At 48.1% G+C, this 22,660-nt stretch carries 16 protein-coding genes; 10 read left to right on the forward strand and 6 right to left on the reverse strand.

The genetic code is table 11. From position 1 onward, the window contains the following. Positions 1–266 precede the first annotated feature (266 nt). A complete protein-coding gene (locus tag ACZ2XM_RS09785; protein WP_490588617.1) occupies positions 267–2,555 on the reverse strand; it encodes a TonB-dependent receptor plug domain-containing protein in 2,289 nt (762 codons plus the stop codon). Positions 2,556–3,062: 507 nt separating this feature from the next. On the opposite strand from ACZ2XM_RS09785, the gene ACZ2XM_RS09790 reads away from it, so the two are divergent. The 6 genes from ACZ2XM_RS09790 (at position 3,063) to ACZ2XM_RS09815 (ending at position 8,317) form a co-directional block, all read left to right on the forward strand. Then, positions 3,063–4,178: a ChuX/HutX family heme-like substrate-binding protein gene (locus tag ACZ2XM_RS09790; RefSeq protein ID WP_490588618.1), complete on the forward strand. Its 1,116-nt coding sequence runs from the start codon at positions 3,063–3,065 to the stop codon at positions 4,176–4,178. A gap of 54 nt (positions 4,179–4,232) precedes the next feature. Beyond that, positions 4,233–5,051, forward strand: coding sequence for a heme/hemin ABC transporter substrate-binding protein (locus tag ACZ2XM_RS09795; RefSeq protein WP_490588619.1), 819 nt, complete (start codon positions 4,233–4,235; stop codon positions 5,049–5,051). Between the two features lie 5 nt (positions 5,052–5,056). After that, the gene (locus tag ACZ2XM_RS09800; protein WP_490588620.1) at positions 5,057–6,064 is read left to right on the forward strand and encodes a FecCD family ABC transporter permease; all 1,008 of its coding nucleotides are present in this window, start codon (positions 5,057–5,059) and stop codon (positions 6,062–6,064) included. A gap of 115 nt (positions 6,065–6,179) precedes the next feature. Next, a complete protein-coding gene (locus tag ACZ2XM_RS09805) occupies positions 6,180–7,037 on the forward strand; it encodes an ABC transporter ATP-binding protein (protein WP_490588621.1) in 858 nt (285 codons plus the stop codon). A gap of 123 nt (positions 7,038–7,160) precedes the next feature. Continuing rightward, complete coding sequence (locus tag ACZ2XM_RS09810) at positions 7,161–7,850, forward strand: MotA/TolQ/ExbB proton channel family protein (protein ID WP_490588622.1); 690 nt, start codon at positions 7,161–7,163, stop codon at positions 7,848–7,850. A gap of 65 nt (positions 7,851–7,915) precedes the next feature. After that, positions 7,916–8,317 carry an ExbD/TolR family protein gene (locus ACZ2XM_RS09815; RefSeq protein WP_490588623.1) on the forward strand — a complete coding sequence of 134 codons (402 nt, stop codon included), beginning with the start codon at positions 7,916–7,918 and terminating at the stop codon, positions 8,315–8,317. 207 nt (positions 8,318–8,524) lie between these two features. Here the strand turns inward: ACZ2XM_RS09815 and urtE are convergent, their stop codons facing one another. From urtE to urtA, 5 genes are all read right to left on the reverse strand, one after another. Further along, positions 8,525–9,223 (reverse strand): urea ABC transporter ATP-binding subunit UrtE, encoded by a 699-nt coding sequence (gene urtE / locus ACZ2XM_RS09820; RefSeq protein WP_490588624.1) that lies wholly within the window; start codon positions 9,221–9,223, stop codon positions 8,525–8,527. Between the two features lie 341 nt (positions 9,224–9,564). Beyond that, positions 9,565–10,509, reverse strand: coding sequence for an urea ABC transporter ATP-binding protein UrtD (gene urtD, locus ACZ2XM_RS09825; RefSeq protein WP_490588625.1), 945 nt, complete (start codon positions 10,507–10,509; stop codon positions 9,565–9,567). Further along, positions 10,502–11,614, reverse strand: a complete 1,113-nt coding sequence (gene urtC, locus ACZ2XM_RS09830; RefSeq protein WP_490588626.1) for an urea ABC transporter permease subunit UrtC — start codon at positions 11,612–11,614, stop codon at positions 10,502–10,504. Before urtC ends, urtD begins: the two co-directional genes overlap by 8 nt. 8 nt (positions 11,615–11,622) lie before the next feature. Further along, the gene (gene urtB, locus ACZ2XM_RS09835; protein WP_490588627.1) at positions 11,623–13,452 is read right to left on the reverse strand and encodes an urea ABC transporter permease subunit UrtB; all 1,830 of its coding nucleotides are present in this window, start codon (positions 13,450–13,452) and stop codon (positions 11,623–11,625) included. Positions 13,453–13,585: 133 nt separating this feature from the next. Then, complete coding sequence (gene urtA, locus ACZ2XM_RS09840) at positions 13,586–14,836, reverse strand: urea ABC transporter substrate-binding protein (protein WP_490588802.1); 1,251 nt, start codon at positions 14,834–14,836, stop codon at positions 13,586–13,588. Between the two features lie 709 nt (positions 14,837–15,545). On the opposite strand from urtA, the gene xdhA reads away from it, so the two are divergent. The 4 genes from xdhA to guaD all read left to right on the forward strand — a co-directional run bounded on the left by xdhA (position 15,546) and on the right by guaD (position 22,470). Beyond that, entirely contained in the window at positions 15,546–17,174 is a 1,629-nt protein-coding gene (xdhA, locus tag ACZ2XM_RS09845; RefSeq protein ID WP_490588628.1) for a xanthine dehydrogenase small subunit, read from the forward strand. 142 nt (positions 17,175–17,316) lie between these two features. Next, entirely contained in the window at positions 17,317–19,878 is a 2,562-nt protein-coding gene (gene xdhB, locus ACZ2XM_RS09850; protein WP_490588629.1) for a xanthine dehydrogenase molybdopterin binding subunit, read from the forward strand. Then, positions 19,871–20,974, forward strand: coding sequence for an XdhC family protein (locus tag ACZ2XM_RS09855; RefSeq protein WP_490588630.1), 1,104 nt, complete (start codon positions 19,871–19,873; stop codon positions 20,972–20,974). The genes xdhB and ACZ2XM_RS09855 overlap by 8 nt, the downstream gene beginning before the upstream one ends. 68 nt (positions 20,975–21,042) lie before the next feature. Next, positions 21,043–22,470: a guanine deaminase gene (gene guaD / locus ACZ2XM_RS09860; RefSeq protein ID WP_490588631.1), complete on the forward strand. Its 1,428-nt coding sequence runs from the start codon at positions 21,043–21,045 to the stop codon at positions 22,468–22,470. Positions 22,471–22,660 lie beyond the last annotated feature (190 nt).

Genomic DNA, 22,660 nt, shown 5'->3' on the forward strand with positions numbered 1-22,660 from the left:
GCCAAATAGGAATAAACGTAATTTTGGGTAAAACTGAACTACATAAAACTAAGCTAGGTAAAATTAAAGCAGTGAGGTCAAATAGGCCGCTCTGCATGTATTCAAGGACACTGCGGGTATTGCGGGTATTAAAATAAACTGTACTTATTAAAGGGCATTGCATTGTTATTCTGTTTACCATCGACACTTAGCAAAGTAGCGACAGGGAATAAAACCATCGGCTTACTGATAAAGGTTTAACTTTCTAGCTTAGCTAGAAGCCGCCATTACCACTGATAATTGGCGCCTATAAGCCACTCACGATTGTCTAAAGGTCGAAAATCTGTCCCTTCGCTAGGCTCGCGCTGCACATCAAAGATATTATTCACCCCGGCATAAATGCCAAGTTGGTTATTGAGTTGGTAATTCACTTTGCTATCGAGAGTCCACCAAGAGGGGGAGTAGGCGTTATCTGTCGTGCTAATCAGCTGTTTACCTTCGTAATTCAGTTGTTCGATAAGCTGAATCTTTGGAGTCAATTGATAGTCTAAGGCCAGTTGAGCTTGGTGTTGTGGTCGCCGCGTCAACTCGCCGCCGGTACTGTCATTATGCGTTTTGGTATAGGTATAGCCTGCTTTGAGGGTCGCAGTATCTGTGGCGCGCCAGTCTAGAGCGATATCGCCCCCGTAAGTCTGTGCGTTATCGACGTTTTCATACTTATAGATAGCAATATTGCCCTCATAACTCGCATTGTCTTCATCGGTTTGGATCAAGTCTTCGATATCGTTATAAAAGCCGTTGACAGTGAGGCTTAACTGCTCTGAGATTTGGCCGCTATAGCCCAGCTGATAACTGGTAGAAGTCTCTGGTTGTAGATCCGGGTTGCCCATAACTTTATAGCCCAAGTTGCTATGGTCAAAGACGTAATAGCGCTCTTTTAGGTTGGGCACGCGGTAGCCATTGCCGATACTGCCGCGTAGGATATGAGGGCGACCCTGAGCATCGTTATGGTTATATTTGATTGAAACTTTAGGCGCTGCGTGGCCCCCAAAGTCGGTGTCGTCTTGATAACGCACGCCGCTCAATACTTCCCAGTTATCGCCAATGAGCCAATCGTCCTGCAGATAAACTTCAGCGACATCGCGACTGACCTCGCTGCTAATGAGTTCGCTGACTCCACTTTTAGTCTGACTAAGCGTGTCTTGCTGCCACTGACCACCCACTTGAACCTGATGGCTTTGCAGCGTCTCTGGGTTGGAGGACAGCCATATTGGCAAATCGAGCTGGGCACCCACTAGCGCAGTGGTAATATCGGCATCGCGACTGCTGGTCACCAAATCTTGAGAAAAAGTATCCGACTCGCTTTGGTAGTCTTCATACAGGGCAGAAGCGCTCAGTTGATAGACATGGTCGGGATTCTTGCTAGGGGCAATGGTGGTGCGAGCGCCTGCACTAAAGCGCTGTTTGGTAATTTGCTCGTCTTTTTGTTGTGGTAAGTAGCGCGGTGCCACGTAGTAATTAAAGCGTTGCGTGTCATTTTCAGTGTAATGACTCGCCTCAGCCCAGAGCTGGGTGTCACTCAATAACTGATTGGGTTTATTGGCGCTAGTACCGTTCTGATTAGCGCTATTAACATTGGCGTTATAAGTAACTCTAGCACTCACTTGCGCTTGCTCACTGGCGTCTTTTAAGCGTGGCCAAGCTGTGTGATCTAGGCTTAGGCCGGCATCATCCAAATAGCTGCCTGAAAGGCGGGCGCGCACGTGGCCATCACGGTCTAAAGCGCCCTCAAAACTGCCTTCAACAAAGCGGCGATTGGCGTCTAGCGCCTTATCAGACGGATTTTGCCGGCCATTGCTGCCAACTTCAGCGGTGAGGTGAGCTTTACTATCGGCAATAGGTTTGGTAATTACGTTGATAACCCCACCCATCGCTGAGCTGCCATATTGTGCCGAAGCCGCCCCCTGTATCACTTCAATCTGCTCGACGTCGACATTCAAGTATTGATTTAAATTGACCGTAGAGCCGGTACTGGCGGTGATGGGCAAACCATCGATAAGGACGAGCACCTGGTCGCCCGAGAAGCCTTGCATTAAGACTTCATAGCCGGTCTTACCATGAATCTCGCGTAAGTAGACGTTCGGGAGTAGGGCTAGCGCCTGCTTTAAAGTGTGGGCATGATTTTCTTTAAGGTCTGCCTGACTAAGGACTTGTACCGGAACAGGCGCATCGCTCAAGACTCGATTAGAGCGGGTCGCGGTGACCACAATAGGATCAAAGGTGGTATGAGCAGCACGGGTATTCGGATTGGTAGTTTGTGGCGCAACTGTATTATTAGTCGCATTATTATTACTCGCACTATTAGCAGCCGCGTCATTAGCTAGTATTGTAGTGTAAGCAAAAGTCGGCTCGTTGATTGGCTCATGAGCATAGGCACTGCTAAGGCTGAGGCCCATCGTAGCCATACAAATGCTGACCATGGTAATAGGTGAACGGACAAAAATAACGCGTTCAAGGCGTACTGATTGCGCCTCTTGTACAGCTTGGACGAGATGACTTAACGGATATTTACGCATTATAAAATGGGACCTAAATACAGAGCAAAAGGAATAGCCGAGCTATAAATCTTTAAGTAACGATAGTCCACTGAAGCGTTAGCTAACACTTTAGAAAGCTAATAGGAATAAGAAGTTACACTTGGGATAATGAGTTGCTACTTTGCTGCACAAAGTAAGTGGCTATATTATTACAGGTGATAATGATTATCAATAGATTAATTAGAACAATTATCATTTACAAATTATAACGGGTTCGTCATAATAGAGCGTGGCGCCAGGTGACGCATTTTTCGTATGCGCTAATAAGGACTACTGCGAGGCAGTCTCTCCAACATCTGTTAGTGCTTAACGGTAAAGCGAGTTGCTGATTAGCCAAAAACTATGAAGCCCAAAATAGATTAACCAAAAACTGATTACCCAAAAACTATGAAGCCAAGCATCAATAAATCAATTTTTGATGAGGCAGGCCCACTAGCCAATTCCCATTAGCCAATTTAACGACCATCCCCATTTAAGGAAAAATTTATGACCGCGATTGCTTTAACGACTAAAAACAGCACTCTTTGGGAGCAATACCAAAGTAAAAAAGCCCAAGACCGTATGTTGTTTCCAACAGAAGGGGCGCAGGCGCTAGGCGTCAGTGAGCTTGAGCTAATGTTGGCATCACCGTTTAGCGATTATATTGGCACGCAGTGTAAAGCGCTGCTAAAGCAGATGACTGAGTTTGGTCGCTTAGAGAGTATCGTTAGAAATGAGTTTGCGGTGCATGAAAAGCTTGGTGAATATAAAAACTTAAGACTGAGTGACAAGATGGGTATCGCCGTCAACGTGGGCGGGTTAGATTTGCGTATCTTTATGGGACGTTGGCAGCATGCGCTGGCCGTGAACGATACCAGCAATCCGGAAAAACCCAGCTACAGCATTCAGTTTTATGATGGTATGGGCAATGCGATTAATAAGGTTTACCTGCGCGAAGTGACAGATGAGCGATTAGAGGCGTGGCAAGCTGTGATAGAGCAGCATAAACAAGACTATCTAAATAGCGAAGCTGCGAGCGACAGTATCGATCTGTCCCCCTTAGAAGAGAAAACGGTTTGGGAATATAAAGCCTTAGATACTGCGGACTTAACCACGCTACAAACCACTTGGAAAAACATCACTGACGTCCATCAGTTTCATTCTCTATTAGCAAAACTAGATATCGATCGCGCCAGTAGTTTCCGTCAAGCGCCAGAGGGCATGGCCTGTAAGTTGCAAGTCAGTGCGGTAGAGCACATTTTAGAGAAAGCGAAAGAGAGCGGTTGTCCCATCATGATATTCGTGGGCAATACCGGCATGGTGCAGATTCAGACCGGACAAGTCTTTAAATTAGTGCGGATGGGCGAGTGGCTCAATATTTTAGATAAAGACAACACGGACTTTACCTTGCATCTAAAGGACAGCGCGTTGGCGCAAGTTTGGTGCGTTAAGCGTCCGACCAAAGACGGTATGGTGACCTGTATTGAAGGCTTTGATCAATTTGGTACGAGTATCATTACTATATTTGGCGAGCGTTTAGAGGGCCAGCCAGAGTTGCCAGAATGGCAGCTGCTGACGGATGAATTAATGGCGCAGTTGGCAGTAACCAATACTGCTGCGTAACCCAATCTGGCCTGATTCTCTTAACGTCATTGAGCTACAAGGAGCTTAACTATAATGACCTTACTCGCTATCAAACCCTTATATCAAGCAGGGGCACTGGCTGTTTTACTCGGTGCGACCAGCTTATCTGCGCAAGCTTCTTATGACCGTATTGTGGCCATGAGTCCGGATGTCGCTGATATTATCGTCGCTGTGGGCGCGGCCAATAAAGTCGTGGGTAAAGATGCTTTTAATAGCAATCCTGCCCTAAAAAACGTCCCAGAAGTGGGCATGCACCGTAACATTACTGCCGAGTCCGTGCTGTCCGTCAAACCGGATTTAGTATTGGGCAGCCATATGGTACAGCCGGCGAGCATTTATCAGCGCTTAAATAGCCTGAAGGTCAAAGCGGTCAATGTTGCCCCTACCGAAGATGCCGCGACTTTTACCAAGAGTATTAAGACGGTGGGCAGCTATGTCGGCCAGACGAGCAAAGCCAATCAGTTGGCCAGCCGTTGGCAGCAAGGTATGGCACCGATGAAAAATACGGGTAAGCGCTATTTACTGAGCTACGACGGTCGTATTGTCGCGGGCAAAGGGACGGTGGGTGATGAGCTGATTCGCCGTGCAGGTGGTATCAATGCAGCCAATGTCTCTGGGCTAAAGCCACTATCGCGAGAAGGCTGGCTAGCCGCAAAGCCTGACGTCATCATCATTGCTGATCACAATAAACCGGTAATCGGTAGCTTAGCGAAATTTCGCCAGCGTCCTGAAGTAGCCGTGAGCCCTGCCGGCAAAAAAGGTCAAGTATATTTTTGGCCAGCAGACGAGTTTTTACGCTTTGGTCTTAACTCGCCGCAAGTACTGAAAAAATTAAATGGTTTGGTGCAATAACCGCTATGTCTTTATCCCCAACCTTATCGACTAAATCCTCGCCAGTTACCGACACGGCAAAAGCGTCTCGCTATTACGGACGGCTGGGCAAATACCTAGTGGCGATTGTGGCCTCTCTTGTTTTAATTTGGTTGGCCTTAGGGGTTGGTTTTGGCGAGTGGAGCAGTCCGATGGGCTTAGACGAGACCATCTGGCAGTTGCGTTATCCTCGTATTGCCACCGCCTTATTAGTGGGAATGGGGCTGTCGGTAAGCGGGGCTGCGCTGCAAGCTTTATTTGAAAACCCACTAGCAGATCCGAGTCTAATTGGCACATCAGGTGGGGCAGCGCTAGGAGTGGTCTTAGTATTGGCCTTTGGTATCTCTGGTATTGGTGTGCCCTTAGCGGCCTTTTCCGGTAGCGTCATCGTGTGTTTGTTTATCTTGGCGGTGCATCGCTTTTTAGGCGGTGGGCAGATGGGTTTGCTGATATTAGGCTTCGTCATTAGCGCTTTTTGTGCGGCTATCGTCAGTTTGATTCTATTTATGTCAAACGATATGGTGCTGCGTAGTGCGACCAACTGGCTATCAGGCAGTATGGCAGAGGCCGGCTTTGTACCGCTGCGTTATGCGGTGATTTCTATGCTAGCCGGTCTCATTATTTTGCTGCCTTTGGGTCGGCAACTCGATGGGCTGATGCTCGGTGAGACCACGGCTATGTCGCTAGGTATCCGCGTGGGCTTAGTGCGGACTTTGGTCGTCGTGGCTTCGGCGTTATTAACAGGAGCAGCCGTCTCTTTGGCGGGGGTTATTGGCTTTATCGGGATGATGATTCCCAACCTACTGGCCATTATCTTTGGTGGCGGTCGTATGCGGCTGATGATTTGGTCAGGCTGGCTTGGCGCTATTTTCCTATTGGTGATTGATGGTATGGCCCGTCATATAGCCTATCCCGTAGATGTGCCTGTAGGTATCGTACTGGCCTTAATCGGTGGACCTTTCTTCATTTGGTTGTTTATTCGCGGCAAGATGTAAGCTGAGTCAATCCTAGGTTGATCAAGGCTATATATTAACTAATCCAATTTGCTGAGCCTACTTTTACCGCTTGCTACCTCCCTTTTCACCTTTAAGCGTTGTGTTAACGACCCCTATGACTCTACTAACCGACCGACCTAACCAAGATTTGGCTACCTTCCCTAATCCTGTTAAGCAGGACCCTACTTTATTTACCTTAGACCAAGTATGTATTGCGACTGCCCATAAGACTTTGGTAGAGGTCGCGCATCTCACCATTCCTAAGCAACGGCTAGTCACTTTTATCGGCCCAAATGGGGCCGGTAAGAGTACGCTACTGCACGCCATGTTAAATCAAAATATTGGCGTGGGCTTGACCGTTAGCGGCAAGATAACCGCCACTATGACCACCGCCACTAGCCCTGCTCTAAAGACGCCTTCAGAGCAATTAATTCGCCAAGGTAAAATTGCTTGGGTGGGGCAACATGAGCGTTTTGAGCTGCCTTTAACCGTTTTGGAGTACGCTTTGTTAGGCGTGTCACCGATGCTCTCTTGGTATAAACAGCCTTCGCCCACCCATGCAAAAAAAGCAGCGGCCTTACTCGACGATTTTGAATTAACCCCATTAACAGGCAGTCGCGTGCAGACCTTATCGGGAGGGGAGAAGCAGCGCCTTGCTATCGTACGAGCGCTCATGCAAGACACTGAAATCTTGATGTTTGATGAGCCGACCAACCATTTAGACATTCGCCATCAGCGTTTTTTATTGGGGTATTTGCAGCAGCTAGTGCGTGAACAGCAGAAGAGTATCGTAGTGGTATTACACGATTTGACCCACAGCTATCGCTATAGCGAAGAGGTAATTTTGATGAACCGAGGGCAGATTGTGGCGCAAGGTGCCCCTCATAAGGTAATGACAAATGAGCAATTAAGCCTAGTTTATGAGACCGATATTCAAGCTTATGATACGGAAGGTGGGCGAGTGTTTATGTAGCAAATAGCCAATTAACAAAACTATTTATTGATAATAGTTATCATTTATATTATCATCTGCACATCGAAATTTTCTATAGTTTTAATCTATTCCAATCTATTTGAATGACCTCTAGGATACCTCATGGACTTTGCAGCTTACTGGCAATATACCGACATCGTAACCAAAACGCTATTTTTTGCCTTACTAGCACTGTCGATTGCCTCATGGATAACTGGCATAATTCGCATAATTCATAGCCATAAGCTGGCCAAAAATGTCTCAGCCGATTTGACCCAAGTGATTACTACGCAACGCGCCAATCAAGACCCGTCAGTGGGCAGCTTTGAGCAACGCAAAACGCAGACTGAGCAGTCCTTGATGCAGCATATTGGACGCTATCGCTATCAAGGCGAGAAGGGCTTGCCTATCCTAGGTACCACTGCTGCTATCGCACCATTTATTGGTTTGTTTGGTACCGTTTGGGGTATCTTTCATGCGCTGCATAATATCGGTGAGACGGGTCAAGCCGGTCTAGGACAAGTGGCCGGCCCCGTTGGTGAGGCGCTTATTATGACCGGTTTGGGTCTGGCCGTCGCTATCCCTGCCGTTATTTTCTATAACATTGCTATGCGCCTTAATCGCAAGACGCTCTATGTCGCTCATGATACTGCGCATGGCTTGCTCGGTCAGACGCTAAACTATTCGCCTGCTAACAATCATCAAGACGCTACCGTATCGGCTAGTGTGCAACCGACCAAACCTGTTTATGAAAAACAGCAAGAGTCTGTGTCAACTAACAAAAGACCTTTATCGGCCTCGACGAGCTCGTAATAGATTAGAGTTAGTTGGTAGAGTCACAATAAGGTTTTTTACGAGAGTAGGTTTAGGAGGGGCAGATGGCGTTTCACTTGGGCGATGATGATATGCAGGATATGAATGAGATGAACCTCATTCCCTTGATCGATATCATGTTGGTATTAATGATTATATTTATGGTAACGGCGACGGTATTAAACCCATCAGTGCCGCTAGACTTACCGAAGACCAGTGCGGCAGTGAACGAGTTGCCCCCTAAAACTATCCAAGTCAGTATAGATAAAGACGCGGGTGTCTATTGGGATGATAAAGCGATTACGTTAGAAGAATTGGAGACTCGTTTTGCGGCTCAGAGTAATGAAGCCAACCAACCAACGATTCAACTGCGTGCCGATAAGGATAGCCGCTACGATACCATTGCGCAGGTATTGGCTCTAGCCAGTCAAGCGCAGTTAACGAAGATTGCCTTTGTTAATGAATAACTAAGCCAGCTGTGAGAAATGCTGTGCTGTGACTAATCTAGCTTCATATAATTAGAATAATAAAAGGGAAGTAGCCAAAGGAAGATTAGCCACTATTTATAATAACGATAAAAAAATCCGTGATAACTATAATAATAATGTTGTAATTGTATTCTCCCCCCTGCTAAGTCTGAAAGATTAGCAGGGTTTATTTTTGTCTAAAATCCTCTAAATCGCCACCAAATCCTGAATGCCTTTGTCCGCCATCTCATGGCCGGGTCCTTGAGCAATAACTTTACCCCGTGACATCACGGTATAGTTGTCTGCCAGCTCTTCAGCAAAATCGTAAAATTGCTCGACTAGGACAATAGACATCTCACCCGTGCTGACCAACTGCTCAATGACCTTACCGATATCTTTGATAATAGACGGCTGAATGCCTTCAGTGGGCTCATCCAATATTAGTACTCGCGGCTCTGAGGCCAATGCCCGAGCAATAGCGAGCTGCTGCTGCTGACCGCCGGATAAGTCACCGCCTCGGCGATGTTTCATCGCTTCTAATACTGGAAAAATCTCATACAGATGCGTCGGCATGTAACGGGCTTTGCTGCCTGAGAATTTTGCCATCCCGATAAGGATATTCTCTTCTACCGTCAAGGTTGAAAAGATATCACGACCTTGGGGGACATAGGCGAGGCCACGATGAACGCGTTGCTCAGGCGATAACTTGGTAATGTCATCACCATCGAGCAGTATTTGACCGGACTTGATGGGTAAGATACCCATTAAACATTTGAGCAGAGTGGTTTTGCCTACGCCATTGCGGCCCAGTACGACCGAGCATTCGCCCACGGGGGCCTGCAAGGTGACGTCGCGCAGGATGTGACTGCCACCGTAAAATTGATTGATTTGTTTCACTTCTAGCATAGTGGTGTCCTAATTTTTAATTAATCTATTTTTTTATTAATCCGTTTGCTAATCCGCCATTCACTAGATACTAAAGTAGACGCTAAAGAGGCTTATGATTGAATAAAAAATAATGACAACTGATGTCGGTGCCACTGGTAAAAATTTTTCTAGCGGGCTGTGCGACCCTTGAGGGGTCACTCCAGAGGCTGCGAAAATTTCTCCCAGCATCACCGTAATATTATTGGGATAGATTTACTTTATCAGTATCCTCAAATCCTCCCTCTCCAAGCAGTGCTTTTCGCCTACTTTAAAAAGGAGGGGTAGGGGGAGGATTTGGGAAAGGGTCACTAAGGTTAAGGTTAACGGCCAAGATAAGTCTCGATAACGTCTTCGTTAGCCTGAACTTCCGCTAGCGTCCCTTCGGCTAATATCGCCCCATTTGCCAGCACCGTGACCTTTTCACTAATGGCATCAATGAAGGTCATGTCATGCTCGACCACGACCAACGTGTGGTTCTTTTTCAGCTCCAGACATAGCTCGGCAGTATGCTCGGTTTCAGCGTCCGTCATTCCGGCGACAGGCTCATCAAGCAAAATAAGTTTGGGCTGTTGCATCAGCAGCATGCCAATCTCAAGCCACTGTTTCTGACCATGGGAGAGGAGGCCAGCGGGTTTATTCACCATATCGCGGAGGCGAATCTGCTCTATCGTGGACTCCAAAGTGTTTTTGGCGTCAGCGGACAAGCGGCTAAATAGACTGTTTGACACTCGTTTATTGCTAGGAGCGGCCAACAATAAATTGTCCATTACGGTGAAATTTTCAAAGACGGTGGGCTTTTGAAACTTACGGCCGATACCGGCTTCTGCAATCTCTTCAGTGCTCATATTGGCTAAGTTGTGACTTTGACCGAAGAAAACGCTGCCTTCGGTAGGGCGTGTTTTGCCCGTGATGACGTCCATCAACGTGGTTTTACCTGCGCCATTAGGGCCGATGATGCAGCGCAGCTCGCCCGTTTCGATATAAAGCGATAAGTCATTGAGCGCCCTAAACGCATCAAACCAAACGCTGACATTCTCAAGGTATAAGGCCACGCCATGAGTAAAATCAGCACCACGGGGTTTGGGTCGCGAATAGCCGCTAGTCGCAGGGTCATCTATCGAGTAGGACTCAGGGTCAAGCGTTGGGTTTGCTTGTTGATTAGCTTTGGAATGTTGCAGCATAGGGTTCAGCTTATTGTTTTGTTGACCTGTTAATTTAGCTGTTGGTTTAGCCGTTGTCTTAGAGCCGGCCTCGAGCTTAGTCATGGTTGCTCTCCTTATTAGCAGACGTGTCTGCCTCTTTTTTAAAGCGATCAAAGATACCGATGATGCCGTTAGGGAGGAAGAGGGTAACGACGACGAACAGGCCACCTAAGATAAGCAGCCACACTTCAGGGTAGGCCACGGTAAAGTAGGTCTTCACGGCGTTGATAACGCCCGCACCTAAGATAGCGCCGATAAGCGTACCGCGACCGCCAGCGGCAACCCAAACCGCCATCTCGATAGAGTTGACCGGGTTCATTTCACCCGGATTAATGATGCCCACTTGTGGCACATAAAGGGCGCCTGCTATACCAGCAATCACCGCAGAGAGTGTCCAAGCCGACAGCTTGTACCAAAGGGTGCGGTAGCCAAGGTACTGCAAGCGGTTTTCGCTGTCACGAATGGCACCAAGCACGCGGCCATAAGGTTTGTTCATCAAATAGCGCAGTCCCACATAGCTGAGCAGCAAGGTTAATGCGGTCACAAAACAAAGCGCAGTTCGTGTTGGTGCAGAAGTGATATCGAAACCTAGTAGCGTCTTAAAACCCGTAAAGCCATTATTACCGCCAAAGCCAGTCTCGTTGCGAAAGAAGAGCAGTGCCGCGGCGTAGGTCATGGCTTGGGTAATGATAGAGAAGTACACCCCTTTAATCTTAGAGCGAAAAGCAAAGTAGCCGAAGATAAAGGCTACCAGTCCCGGCGCTAAGACAACGAGCGCCATTGCCCAAGCAAAATGCTCGGTGCCGACCCAGTACCATGGTATTTCGGTCCAGCTTAAAAAGCGCATAAAGTCGGGTAGGCCATCGCCCGATGCTTGGCGCATCAAATACATGCCCATCGCATAGCCGCCGAGCGCAAAATAGAGGCCATGACCGAGACTAAGAATACCGGCATAGCCCCAGACTAAATCGAGCGCGAGCGCTACCATGGCAAGGCACATGATTTTGCCGATGAGAGTGACCCAGTAGGCAGATAAGTGAAAAGGGGCGTCCGCAGGCAGTAAGTGCAGCCAAGGCAGTAATAGCATGACGGCAAAGCAGAGACCGATAAGGATAGCGTTACGCGGTTTGTCGGATAATAAATTTGAAAATGCTGATAAAAATTTCATGATGTCTCTCACTCCACAAATCGGCCTTTAAGGGCAAATAAACCTTGTGGACGCTTCTGAATAAACAGAATCACAAGAACCAATAAGATAATCTTGGCGAGAACCGCGCCCATACCAATCTCGAGCACCGTGCCGCTGATACCCAAACCGAGTGAGGCAAGGACTGCGCCCCAAACTTGACCAACACCGCCGACGACGACCACTAAGAAGGCGTCGATGATGTACGTCTGACCCAAATCGGGGCCGACGTTGCCCACTTGCGCAAGCGCACAACCAGCGAGACCCGCTAGGCCAGAACCCAAGCCAAACGCCATCATATCGATTCGCGCCGAGCGAATACCGACAGCACGAGCCATTTGCCGATTTTGCGTTACGGCGCGGATAAAGAGACCAAAGCGGGTTTTGTTTAATAGATACAGCAGCAGCATAAGGACCACGGCAGTAAAACCGATGATGGCGATGCGGTTGAAGGGAAGGGATAGGCTTGGGGTGAGTTGGTAAGCGCCGCTTAGCCAAGCAATATTAGTCACTTCGACATTTTGCGCGCCGAATATCATGCGCACCAGCTGCATCAAGATGAGACTGACGCCAAATGTGGCCAACAAGGTTTCTAGCTCGCGACCATAGAGCGGCCGGATGACGATACGCTCAATAATCATACCGATGACAGCACTGACCAAAAAGGCGGCAGGAATCGCGGCGATGAGATACCAATCGAGCAGGCCGCTTAAATGCGTCTTGAACAAACTCTGCACCACGTAAGTGGTATACGCTCCAATCATAATCAGCTCGCCGTGGGCCATATTGATGACGCCGAGCAAACCAAAGGTGATAGCAAGGCCAAGGGCAGCTAGAAGTAAAATACTGGCGGTACTCATACCGGTAAAGATATGACCGCTCCATTCGCTCATCTTCAGCCGACGGGCGATACTCTCTTGAGCATCTATCAGAGCTGCTGCCAGCGCGGGGTCAAGGTCGGGCGCTTGCAACGCTTTCTCGATATCGACCATGACATCAGGACTGCTACTGTCTTTTAGTATCTCAAGAGCAGCAAGCTTACCGGCGGTATTGTCTTCATTACTGATATTATCCAATCCACCACTCAAAAACTCTAATCTTGCATTGAGCTGAACCAGTGCGGTCTTGACCTTGTCATTACTCTCATTAGCAAGCGCAGTTGTGATAACTGAAGGATCTACTTGCTGTAAATGAGAGTCTAAAATTTGTACGGCTTCTAGTCGCTGCGACGGCTTATCCGAATCTAGCTTCACTTTGGCTTGACCAAAGATAAGGGCTGAGCGCAGCGCATTGGTCAGCGTCACTTGCTTTAAGTCATTGGGCCACTTTTCCAACACGGTTTTGTCGGGATAGGACAGTAACGACTCGTCATCAGCATCGTTAGTCTCTAGGATATAAGTCGTCCCGGAGTTGTCTTGGTACAGCGCGTCTGACTCAATCAGCTCGACTAAGCTATCGAGCGCTTCTACACTGCCAGGCCAAGCTTTGAGCATGGTTTGTCGGCCAGCAAAGTCTTTGGCGACAAATTGCTCAATCGCGTCGCCGCTAATAGCAGTAGTGGTGGTTTGGTCAGTGTTAAGCTCAGGAGTGATTAAAGAAGTTTCACTAACAGCAGGCAGGCCAGTTTCAGGATTCGATAAAGGTTCTGCCGTGGCAGATGCTGCTAAGTTGGGGGATGCTGCTAAGGCTTCTTGTGCGCATGCAGTCGTTGCCGGGATAATTAGCAACTGCATGCACACAAAAAAACTGGCGAGCCATTTATAGGTTAATTTATCGGTTAGAACTGAAGCAAAATTGGAGCGTAATCGAGAGCGCGGCATGGGCGACTCCTTATCCATTATCAAGATCGGCAAGAAATTAAGGACACCCTTTAGCGGCTTAGCTCAGCCTTGAGCAAAAGGTGTCCTTACGTTTTATTTTTCAGTATTAATTGAGATTATTATTGTGCCAAGCCTATTTAGGGATATAGCTGCTCCAAGGTTCTGCTTGAATCACATCATCTGTCTTATAGACCACATCAAACTGACCATCGCTACGAATTTGACCAATCATGACCGGCTTCCATAAGTGATGGTTCTCTTCATCCATCTTCAACGTATAGCCCGATGGCGCATCAAAGGTCTGACCGCCCATGGCAATACGCACCTTGTCCACGTCCGTCGTACCCGCTTTTTCAACTGCTTGCTTCCACATATTGATGCCCACATAGGTAGCTTCCATCGGATCGTTGGTCACGACTTTGTCCGCGTTAGGCAGTTTCTTGTCAACCGCATATTTTTTGTAGGCTTTGCTGAAGTCGCTGTTGGTTGGGTTTTTGACCGACATGAAATAGTTCCATGCTGCTAAGTGACCCTGTAATGGGTTGGTATCGATGCCGCGCAGCTCTTCTTCACCGACCGAAAACGCCATAACGGGAATGTCAGAGGCTTCGATACCTTGGTTAGCTAGCTCACGATAAAACGGTACGTTAGAGTCACCATTAATCGTCGAGATGACGGCGGTCTTTTTGCCCGTTGAGAACTTCTTGATATTAGAGACGATGGTCTGGTAATTGCTAAAACCAAAGGGCGTGTACTCTTCCATGATGTCTTCATCCGCCACCCCTTTGTCCTTCAAAAACGCGCGTAGAATTTGGTTGGTGGTACGGGGGTAGACATAGTCAGTACCCAATAGAACAAAACGCTCTGCACTGCCGCCTTCAGGACTCATCAAGTACTCAACCGCAGGAATAGCCTGCTGGTTGGGCGCCGCACCGGTATAGAAGATATTCTCAGATTGCTCTTGGCCTTCGTACTGAACCGGGTAGAACATCAAGCCGTTAAGCTCCTCGACCACAGGCAGCACCGACTTGCGCGATACTGAGGTCCAACCGCCGAAGATAACGTCGACTTCATCTTGAGTTAGCAGCTGACGAGCCTTTTCAGCGAATAGCGGCCAATCGGAGGCAGGGTCTACCACCACAGGCTCTAACTGCTTGCCCAGAACGCCGCCATTGGCATTAATCTCGTCAATGGTCATCAGCGCCGTGTCTTTTAGTGAGGTCTCAGAGATAGCCATCGTGCCAGACAACGAGTGCAAGATACCGACCTTAATGGTGTCGCCATCGGCGGCAGGTGTGGCCGTTTCATTCGTTTCAGTAGTGGTCTCTCCTGAGCTTGCCGTCTCATTTGAATTTGAACAACCGACCAGCAAGCTGCTGCCCATTAAGGCTGCGGTCAATAAAGTTAGCGGGGTTGTTAGTTTTTTGCTGGGGGTAGTTAGGGCAGTAACAGATAAGCTTGTCATTAAATTCTCCAAAAATAAAAGCAAAATTGCCAAAGCGGCCAGTAGACTTCTGCCGAAAAATAAAGCGTCCTTATACCACTAAGGAGAGTTCAATTTTTATGCCAATAGCTTTTATATTTTAATTATCAAAGACTTGAGTTTATTGATATAAAAGTAGGTAGCGGATTTCTTTAAGGAAGTCAGGAGATTGAATGAATTACGTTGAGTTTTGGTGCAGTTATCAATCATGCCCTAATAAGGGTGCACTGGTTTGGGGAGGGGGTTAGCAAGGAGGTTAATAATGCTTTATAGAGGAGGGGATTAAAGGGGTATGGCAAATGGCGGATAAAATCTAAGGACTAAGAATGGGAAAGTGAATATCTATTTGCAATTATCCTAAGTTCATCGTATTCTCATATTTAATAGATAGAGTTAGCGTCTTTATATAAAGCAGGCGCCCTCCCTATCTAGTACTAAGTTTGTACCCTCTATTCGACGTCATACCCGCGCAATTTCTGCCTTAGGGCAGCGTCTACAATAGAAGCACCATTAGCATAAATCTACCCATCGAGGTCAATGCTGACTGACGATCTAAGGGTGTGATAAGCCGAATATTCGACTTATCCAATTATGCTAGCTGAGTGTTGCTATGATTCGATTTTATCTCAATGGTAAGCTCCATGAGCTGACCGACCTCAATCCCAATACCACCGTTCTTGAGTATTTGCGCCAGCACGTGCGCCAAACTGATACCAAAGAAGGCTGCGGTAGCGGTGACTGTGGCGCTTGTACCGTCATGGTGCAGCGACTGCCAAATACTGATTCACCTGCGACCAACTTTCCCTTCTATACCCTTAACGCCTGCATTACTTTACTGTCTTTAGTAGACGGTCATCATTTGCTGACGGCGGCTTATCTGGCGGACAATCCTGCGCATCATCCCGAACGGGCGACCCTACATCCGGCGCAGCAAGCTTTGGTAGAGTGTCATGGCTCGCAGTGTGGCTTTTGCACCCCAGGATTTGTCATGTCGCTGGCGTGCATTTATGAAAATAAGCGCTTAACGAACAGCACGATACAGGATTCTGATCCGGGTTCTAATGACCTAAGCTATGATGAAGTGGTAGCGTCTATCTCTGGCAACCTTTGCCGCTGTACCGGCTATCGACCCATTATCGACGCTGGACTGGCTATGCAGCAGTTGGGACAAGCACAAGCTACCCACAAAAACTTGGCTATCGATGTCATGGCAAACCCTTCTACAGAATTTTCTCCCCCATTATCTTCCGCGCTTACTCTTAATCCTGAAGATTCCCTAACGCCAGCAATTCGCCAAGGCGCAAAGCAACTCTTTATTCCAAAAACTATGGATGAGCTCAATCAGCTACTAACGACTTATCCAAAGGCGACGCTTTGGGCAGGCGGTACTGATCTCGGCTTAAGCATCACTCAGCATCTGGTGGACCACGAGACGATCATTCAACTGTCTGGTATTCATGAGTTTAAAGCTTGGTCATTGCAACCTATAGAAAATGCTACGGGTGATAATTTAGCGGATGCCAAAGAACTAGTCCTCGGCGCGGGGATGAGCTATCAGCAGATGTTGCCCGTACTGGAACAGCATTTCCCTACCTTTGCGCAAGTGTTTGAGCGCATCGCTTCCCCGCAAATTCGTAATATGGGTACGATAGGTGGCAATATTGCTAATGCCTCACCTATTGGGGATTTACCGCCTATTTTATTGGCATTAGACGCGCGAATTTATCTGCGTCATTGCGGTGCAGATAGCGTCGTTAACGAAGCTCAGGCAACCGTCCCTCAAGATGAAATGATTCCTTTAGCCGACTTCTTCCTCGATTATAAAAAGACTAAATTGCGAGCAGGCAGCTATGTGGTCGCGATTCATATCCCATTAATGACCGATGCCCAGCACTTATTTATCCATAAAATCAGCAAGCGCTATGAAGATGATATCTCAGCGTGTCTATTGGCTATGCGGGTCGATTTATCGGAAGACGGTCAGCAGATTGTCGATACGAGAGTGGGGCTCGGGGGGATGGCAGCAGTACCGATGCTGGCCAAGCAATGTCAGCAGACACTAATGGGCCAACCTGTCGAATTAGTCAGTTTCCAGCAAGCCGCTCTAGTGTTAAACCAAGATGTCTCGCCTATGACCGATGTCAGAGCCAGTCGCGAATATCGTATGCATGTGGTGCAACGGTTGCTTGTGAAATGTGGCAAGCAGCTGTTAGCCGCGATGCAGTCGGAAACGGCTTAACCCAATCGGTTTACTGGCTACTAAGTGAACGTCCAATACTTTGAGTCGGTAAATATTAAGTTTGCATAAGGTCTAGTTATTTATAAATGTGCCTTACTTATTAACAAATTGATTTGTTGCCCAAATAAAAAGAGAGCCCGCCATGAGCCACGAAACCTCGCTATTTGACCCTTATGAAATGCGCCGCGTGCGCCCACCAAAAAATAAAATCGGCACTTCGGCTAAGCATGACAGTGCCATCAGCCATGTGATGGGCACGGCGACTTACGTGGACGACGTATTAAAGCCGCAAGAGACGTTGCATCTGGCTGTGGGCAAGAGCAACCATGCGCACGCAAAAGTTTTGGGCATGGATCTGAATGCGGTTCGAGCTTCTGATGGGGTAGTGGATGTCTTAACTTTTAAAGACTTATCGGCGAAGACAGATATCGGAGCAGTGTTCGATGGCGAGCCGCTGATGGTGGATGACCTGACCGAGTACGTGGGTCAGACTCTATTTGTGGTAGCAGCAACCAGTCATCGAGCGGCCAAACAAGCGGCGTTAAAAGCCATCGTGGAATACGAGCCACTACCGGCCATCCTAAGTATTGATGCAGCACTCGAGCAGCAGCAATTTGTACGACCGAGCCACTTTATGCAGCGCGGCGATGCGGAGGCTGCTTTAGCGTCTGCCCCGATTCGTATCGACGGCCATATCCATATGCGCGGTCAGGAGCACTTTTACCTAGAAGGCCAAGTGGCGTATGTGGTGCCTGGAGATGATGGCGGGTTAGACGTTTACAGCTCGTCGCAGCATCCTAGTGAAGTTCAGCAGCTGGTGGCCGAAGTGACCGACTTGCCATTCCATGCGGTCAATACTATCGTACGGCGGATGGGCGGTGGTTTTGGGGGTAAAGAAACTCAAGCTGCGGCGTGGGCTTGTCTTTGCGCCCTGGTTGCCAAACGCTATAACGTGCCAGTGAGTATGCGCCTTGACCGTCAAGACGATATGGTGGTGACGGGTAAGCGTCACGAGTTCGCTAACCGATATGAGGTCGGTATCGATGAGACCGGTCGCATCCTTGGGGTCGATATGCAGCTGGCGGGACTGTGCGGTTATGCGCCCGACTTATCAGACGCTATCGTTGATCGGGCGATGTTTCACTGTGACAATGGCTACTATTATCCTGCCGCACAAATTGCGGGTCATCGCTGTAAAACCCATACGGTTTCGAACACGGCCTTCCGCGGGTTTGGTGGCCCCCAAGGGCTCATGACCGCTGAATATATGATGGATCATATCGCTTATACGTTAGGGCAAGATCCGCTGCAAGTGCGCCTGAATAACCTGTATCAGAACGGTCAAAGTACCCACTACGGCCAACCGATTGAACATTTTGATTTAGCTACGATTATGACGATACTAGCCGCTGACTGCGATTATGAGCAGCGTCGCCAAGCCATCATCAAGGCCAATCAGCAAGCGGCAGCGACGGGTAGTGATCAACGTCGCGGTATAGCGCTAACGCCCGTCAAATTTGGCATCTCCTTTACGGTGCAGACCCTAAACCAAGCTGGGGCACTGGTGCATATTTATACCGATGGCAGTATTCATCTGAACCATGGTGGCACTGAGATGGGGCAGGGGTTGTTTGTCAAGATTGCGCAAATTGTCGCCAATGAATTCGCTGTGGATTTAGACACGGTCAAAGTATCGGCCACACGCACCGATAAAGTGCCAAATACATCGCCGACTGCGGCCTCTTCAGGTACCGATATGAATGGTAAGGCGGCGCAAAATGCTTGCTTAACGATTAAGGCGCGACTGCTTGAGTTCGCCGCTGAGCATTTTGAAGTGGCTGAGAGCGCTATTAAATTTGAGAATAATCACGTTTATATTAGTGACGCTACGACCTCTGAAGTTATCAAAGTATTTACCTTTGCGGAATTCGTGCAATTGGCGTATCAACACCGCGTCAGTCTCTCGTCGACGGGCTACTATAAAACACCAAAGATATTCTATGACCGCTCAAAAGCTTGGGGGCGACCGTTCTTTTACTTTGCGCTAGGCGCGGCTTGTGCAGAAGTTGAGATTGATACGCTAACCGGTGAGTATCAAGTACTGCGCTGCGATATCTTGCATGACGTCGGCCAGTCGATCAACCCAGCGATTGATATCGGTCAGATTGAAGGGGCCTTTGTGCAAGGGATGGGTTGGCTGACTGCTGAAGAGTTGGTCTGGGACAATGCGGGCAAGCTAGCGTCTAATAGTCCTGCCAATTATAAAATTCCTACCGCGCACGATTTACCTAAGCAATGGCAGGTCAAACTTTTCGACCGCAAAAACAGCGAGCAGACCATTTATAATTCTAAAGCCGTAGGTGAGCCGCCGTTTATGCTAGCCGCTAGCGTTTGGTGTGCCATTAATAATGCAGTGGCAAGTATTGGTGATTATAAAAAGAACCCTGAGCTAACGATGCCGGCTACCCCCGAAGCCGTCCTAAAAGCGGTGATGCACATGCAAGGCGAGGCATGGGAGTTAGAGGAGCAGGGAACTAGTAACAGCAAAACAGAGTCAGTAGGTAATAAACCAATGCCAGAGCAAGTCCGTCATGCGCAAGATATTGACCCGCCAGAAGTCGTGGGCAAGCTAACTGATGAGCAACCGGAAGCTATTGATCAGCCTAATGTCGCGGGCGCGCGAGGTCCCGCCCATAGTGAATAACTCGTTAGTAAAACCACGCCCCACCGTCTCCACGGCCCCGAAGCTCCCAACACTTTGGTATGAGGGATTGGCCCAGTATCAGCAGCAAGGAACGGCACATGTGTTGGCAACTATCGTCGCGGTCAACGGGTCGGCTCCGCGAGCTCTACAAGCGAAGATAGTCATCACCATTGACAATATTTGCGATACCTTAGGCGGTGGTGGGCTAGAGTACGATGTTATTGCGACGGCGAGGCAGTTGCTATCTGGTGAGTTAGGGGCAATAGCTGCTAAAAATACGTTAGTTAAAAAAGCGCCCGTTAAAAAACCGCTAGTTAAAAAAAACAGCGACCAAGCTGATAAACCCGTGCGACGCGAAACTGTGTATAGCAAGCATTACCCGCTCGGCGCTAAGCTCGGCCAATGCTGTGGCGGTAGTGTCACCGTGATGTTTGAAAGCTTTAACATCACGCCGCCGATGTCGCTGTTAGTCTTCGGTGCGGGTCATGTGGCAGGAGCACTGATGACTTTACTTAGCGAGTTGCCTTGCCAAGTCGATTGGGTGGATAGTCGTCCTGAAATGTTTGACCGCTATAAACTTTCTAAAAATATTCTGCCCCTACATGGATTCCCTGAAAATAGCCTAAGTAGCAATGAGTCTGATAACCAAGAGACTTCTCAAATAGATGTGCTAACCGCTTCGCAATTGAATTCGCAATCCGCTGACAAGCAGGGTTATTGCCTACTTGCTCATATCCGGCCGCATATTAGCGATGATCCTATTGATTTTGTCCATTCACATGGTGAGGGTCGCTATATGCTAGTAATGACGCATGATCATAGCCTGGATTTTGAGTTGGTGCGGGCAGCTATCGATATTAATAGGGCGGCCGAAGATCAAAGGGCTGACCCGTCAACTACGATCCCTTATATCGGTTGTATTGGGTCAGAGACCAAGGCCAAACGCTTTCAAGACCGTTTGCTCAATCGCGGCTATAGCGAGCAAGAGTTACAGCCGTTAGTTATGCCAGTTGGTCTCGAAATTGGCGGCAAAGAGCCGATGGCAGTAGCCGTCTCTATCGCTGCACAAATTTTGCAGCACTATCACCAAAATTAGCTCCCCTTTCATATCTAATATTTATCCACATCTTGGATAGCTACTAATAATAACGATGAGATTTAAGCATGACCCTGCACATTTACCAAGCCCAACTTTTGCATTACGTGACCCAAGCGGAGAGTGCTAGTGGCGCTGATTTAGAGTCTCAGTTAGATACCAAATTAGAGGGTCAGCACTCTTATACCACGACAGCAATTATCGATAAAAGCGTTACTCTATTGTCCGTCAACGCTGGGCTGCAAATCTATCCTGAGTATATTGCCGATGGGGCACTGGTCGTCGATGATGTTAGCGGCAAAGTGGTGGCTTACGGTACTAGCGAGGCCATGTTAGCGCGTTACGCGAATGTTGGAGAAGCAGCGGAACTGGTGCAAATTCATAATTATAAAAACAAGCTCATCATGTCCGGCTTTATCGATACCCACGTACACTATCCGCAAATCGATATGATTGCCGCTTATGGGGAGCAGCTGCTCGACTGGCTCAATAACTATACTTTTGTCACCGAAGCCAACTTTGGCGACCCAGAAGTAGCGCACGATACGGCACAGTTTTTTCTTAATCAACTGCTAGCCAATGGCACTACCAGCGCCATGGTGTTCTCCACCAGTCATCTTGGGTCGGCTGAAGCGTTCTTTATAGAGAGCGAGCGTCTAAATACCCGAATGATTACCGGTAACGTTCTGATGGACCAAAACGCGCCGGCGCATTTATGCGTTTCCGCTGAGCAGGGCATCCGCGATACGCAAAATTTAATCGATACTTGGCACGAGCGTGGTCGTCAGCATGTGGTGATTACTCCGCGCTTTGCCATTACCTCAACGCCTGAGCAGCTGCGTCTTGCGGGCGAGTTATACCAAAGTTATGACAGCGTCTATGTACAGACGCATTTGGCAGAGAACCAAGACGAAGTCGCCTTTGTGCGTGAGCTATACCCCAATCATAAAGGCTACTTGGATGTCTATGACGATATGGGCTTGCTCGGTCGACGCACCACCTTGGCGCACGGTATCTATTTAGAAACGCCCGAGTATGAGCGCCTGCGCGAGACGGGAACGCAGATTGCGCATTGTCCCACGTCCAATTTATTCTTAGGCAGTGGACTCTTTGATTTACCCAAAACCTTAAGCTACACCGGCGTGAGTATCGCCACCGATGTGGGCGCGGGCACAAGCCTGTCAATGCTGACCACCTTGTCCGAAGCTTATAAAGTGCAGCATTTACAAGGCAATACTTTGTCTGCGCATCAAGGCTTATATCAAATTACTTTAGGTAATGCGCAGTCGCTATTATTAGACGACAAACTGGGCAACTTTATGCCGGGCAAAGAGGCAGACTTTGTGGTTATTGATACGGCAGCGACGCCATTGTTAGAGCGGCGAATGGCCCATACCAAGACGCTGGAGGAGCGCTTGTTCGTGTTGATGATGTTGGGTGATGATCGAGTGATTGCTGAGACGGTGATTGCGGGGGTTAGTCGCTATCGGCGGTAAGGTGGTTGTACTGAGGCTATCGTTATAGAGGGTCAAAATACTGCAGCTTATTTGACTGTCAATAAGGGAGAAGCGCAAGGTTTTATTTTATACCCTTATATGATTTAGCAGCGTTTTATTTATTATCATAAAACGCTTATCTTGTTTTTATTTACTTGATATAGTGAATAGTTAAATAGCTATCCAATAA

The sequence above is a fragment of the Psychrobacter sp. CoH-33_TS_01 genome (assembly GCF_058189395.1).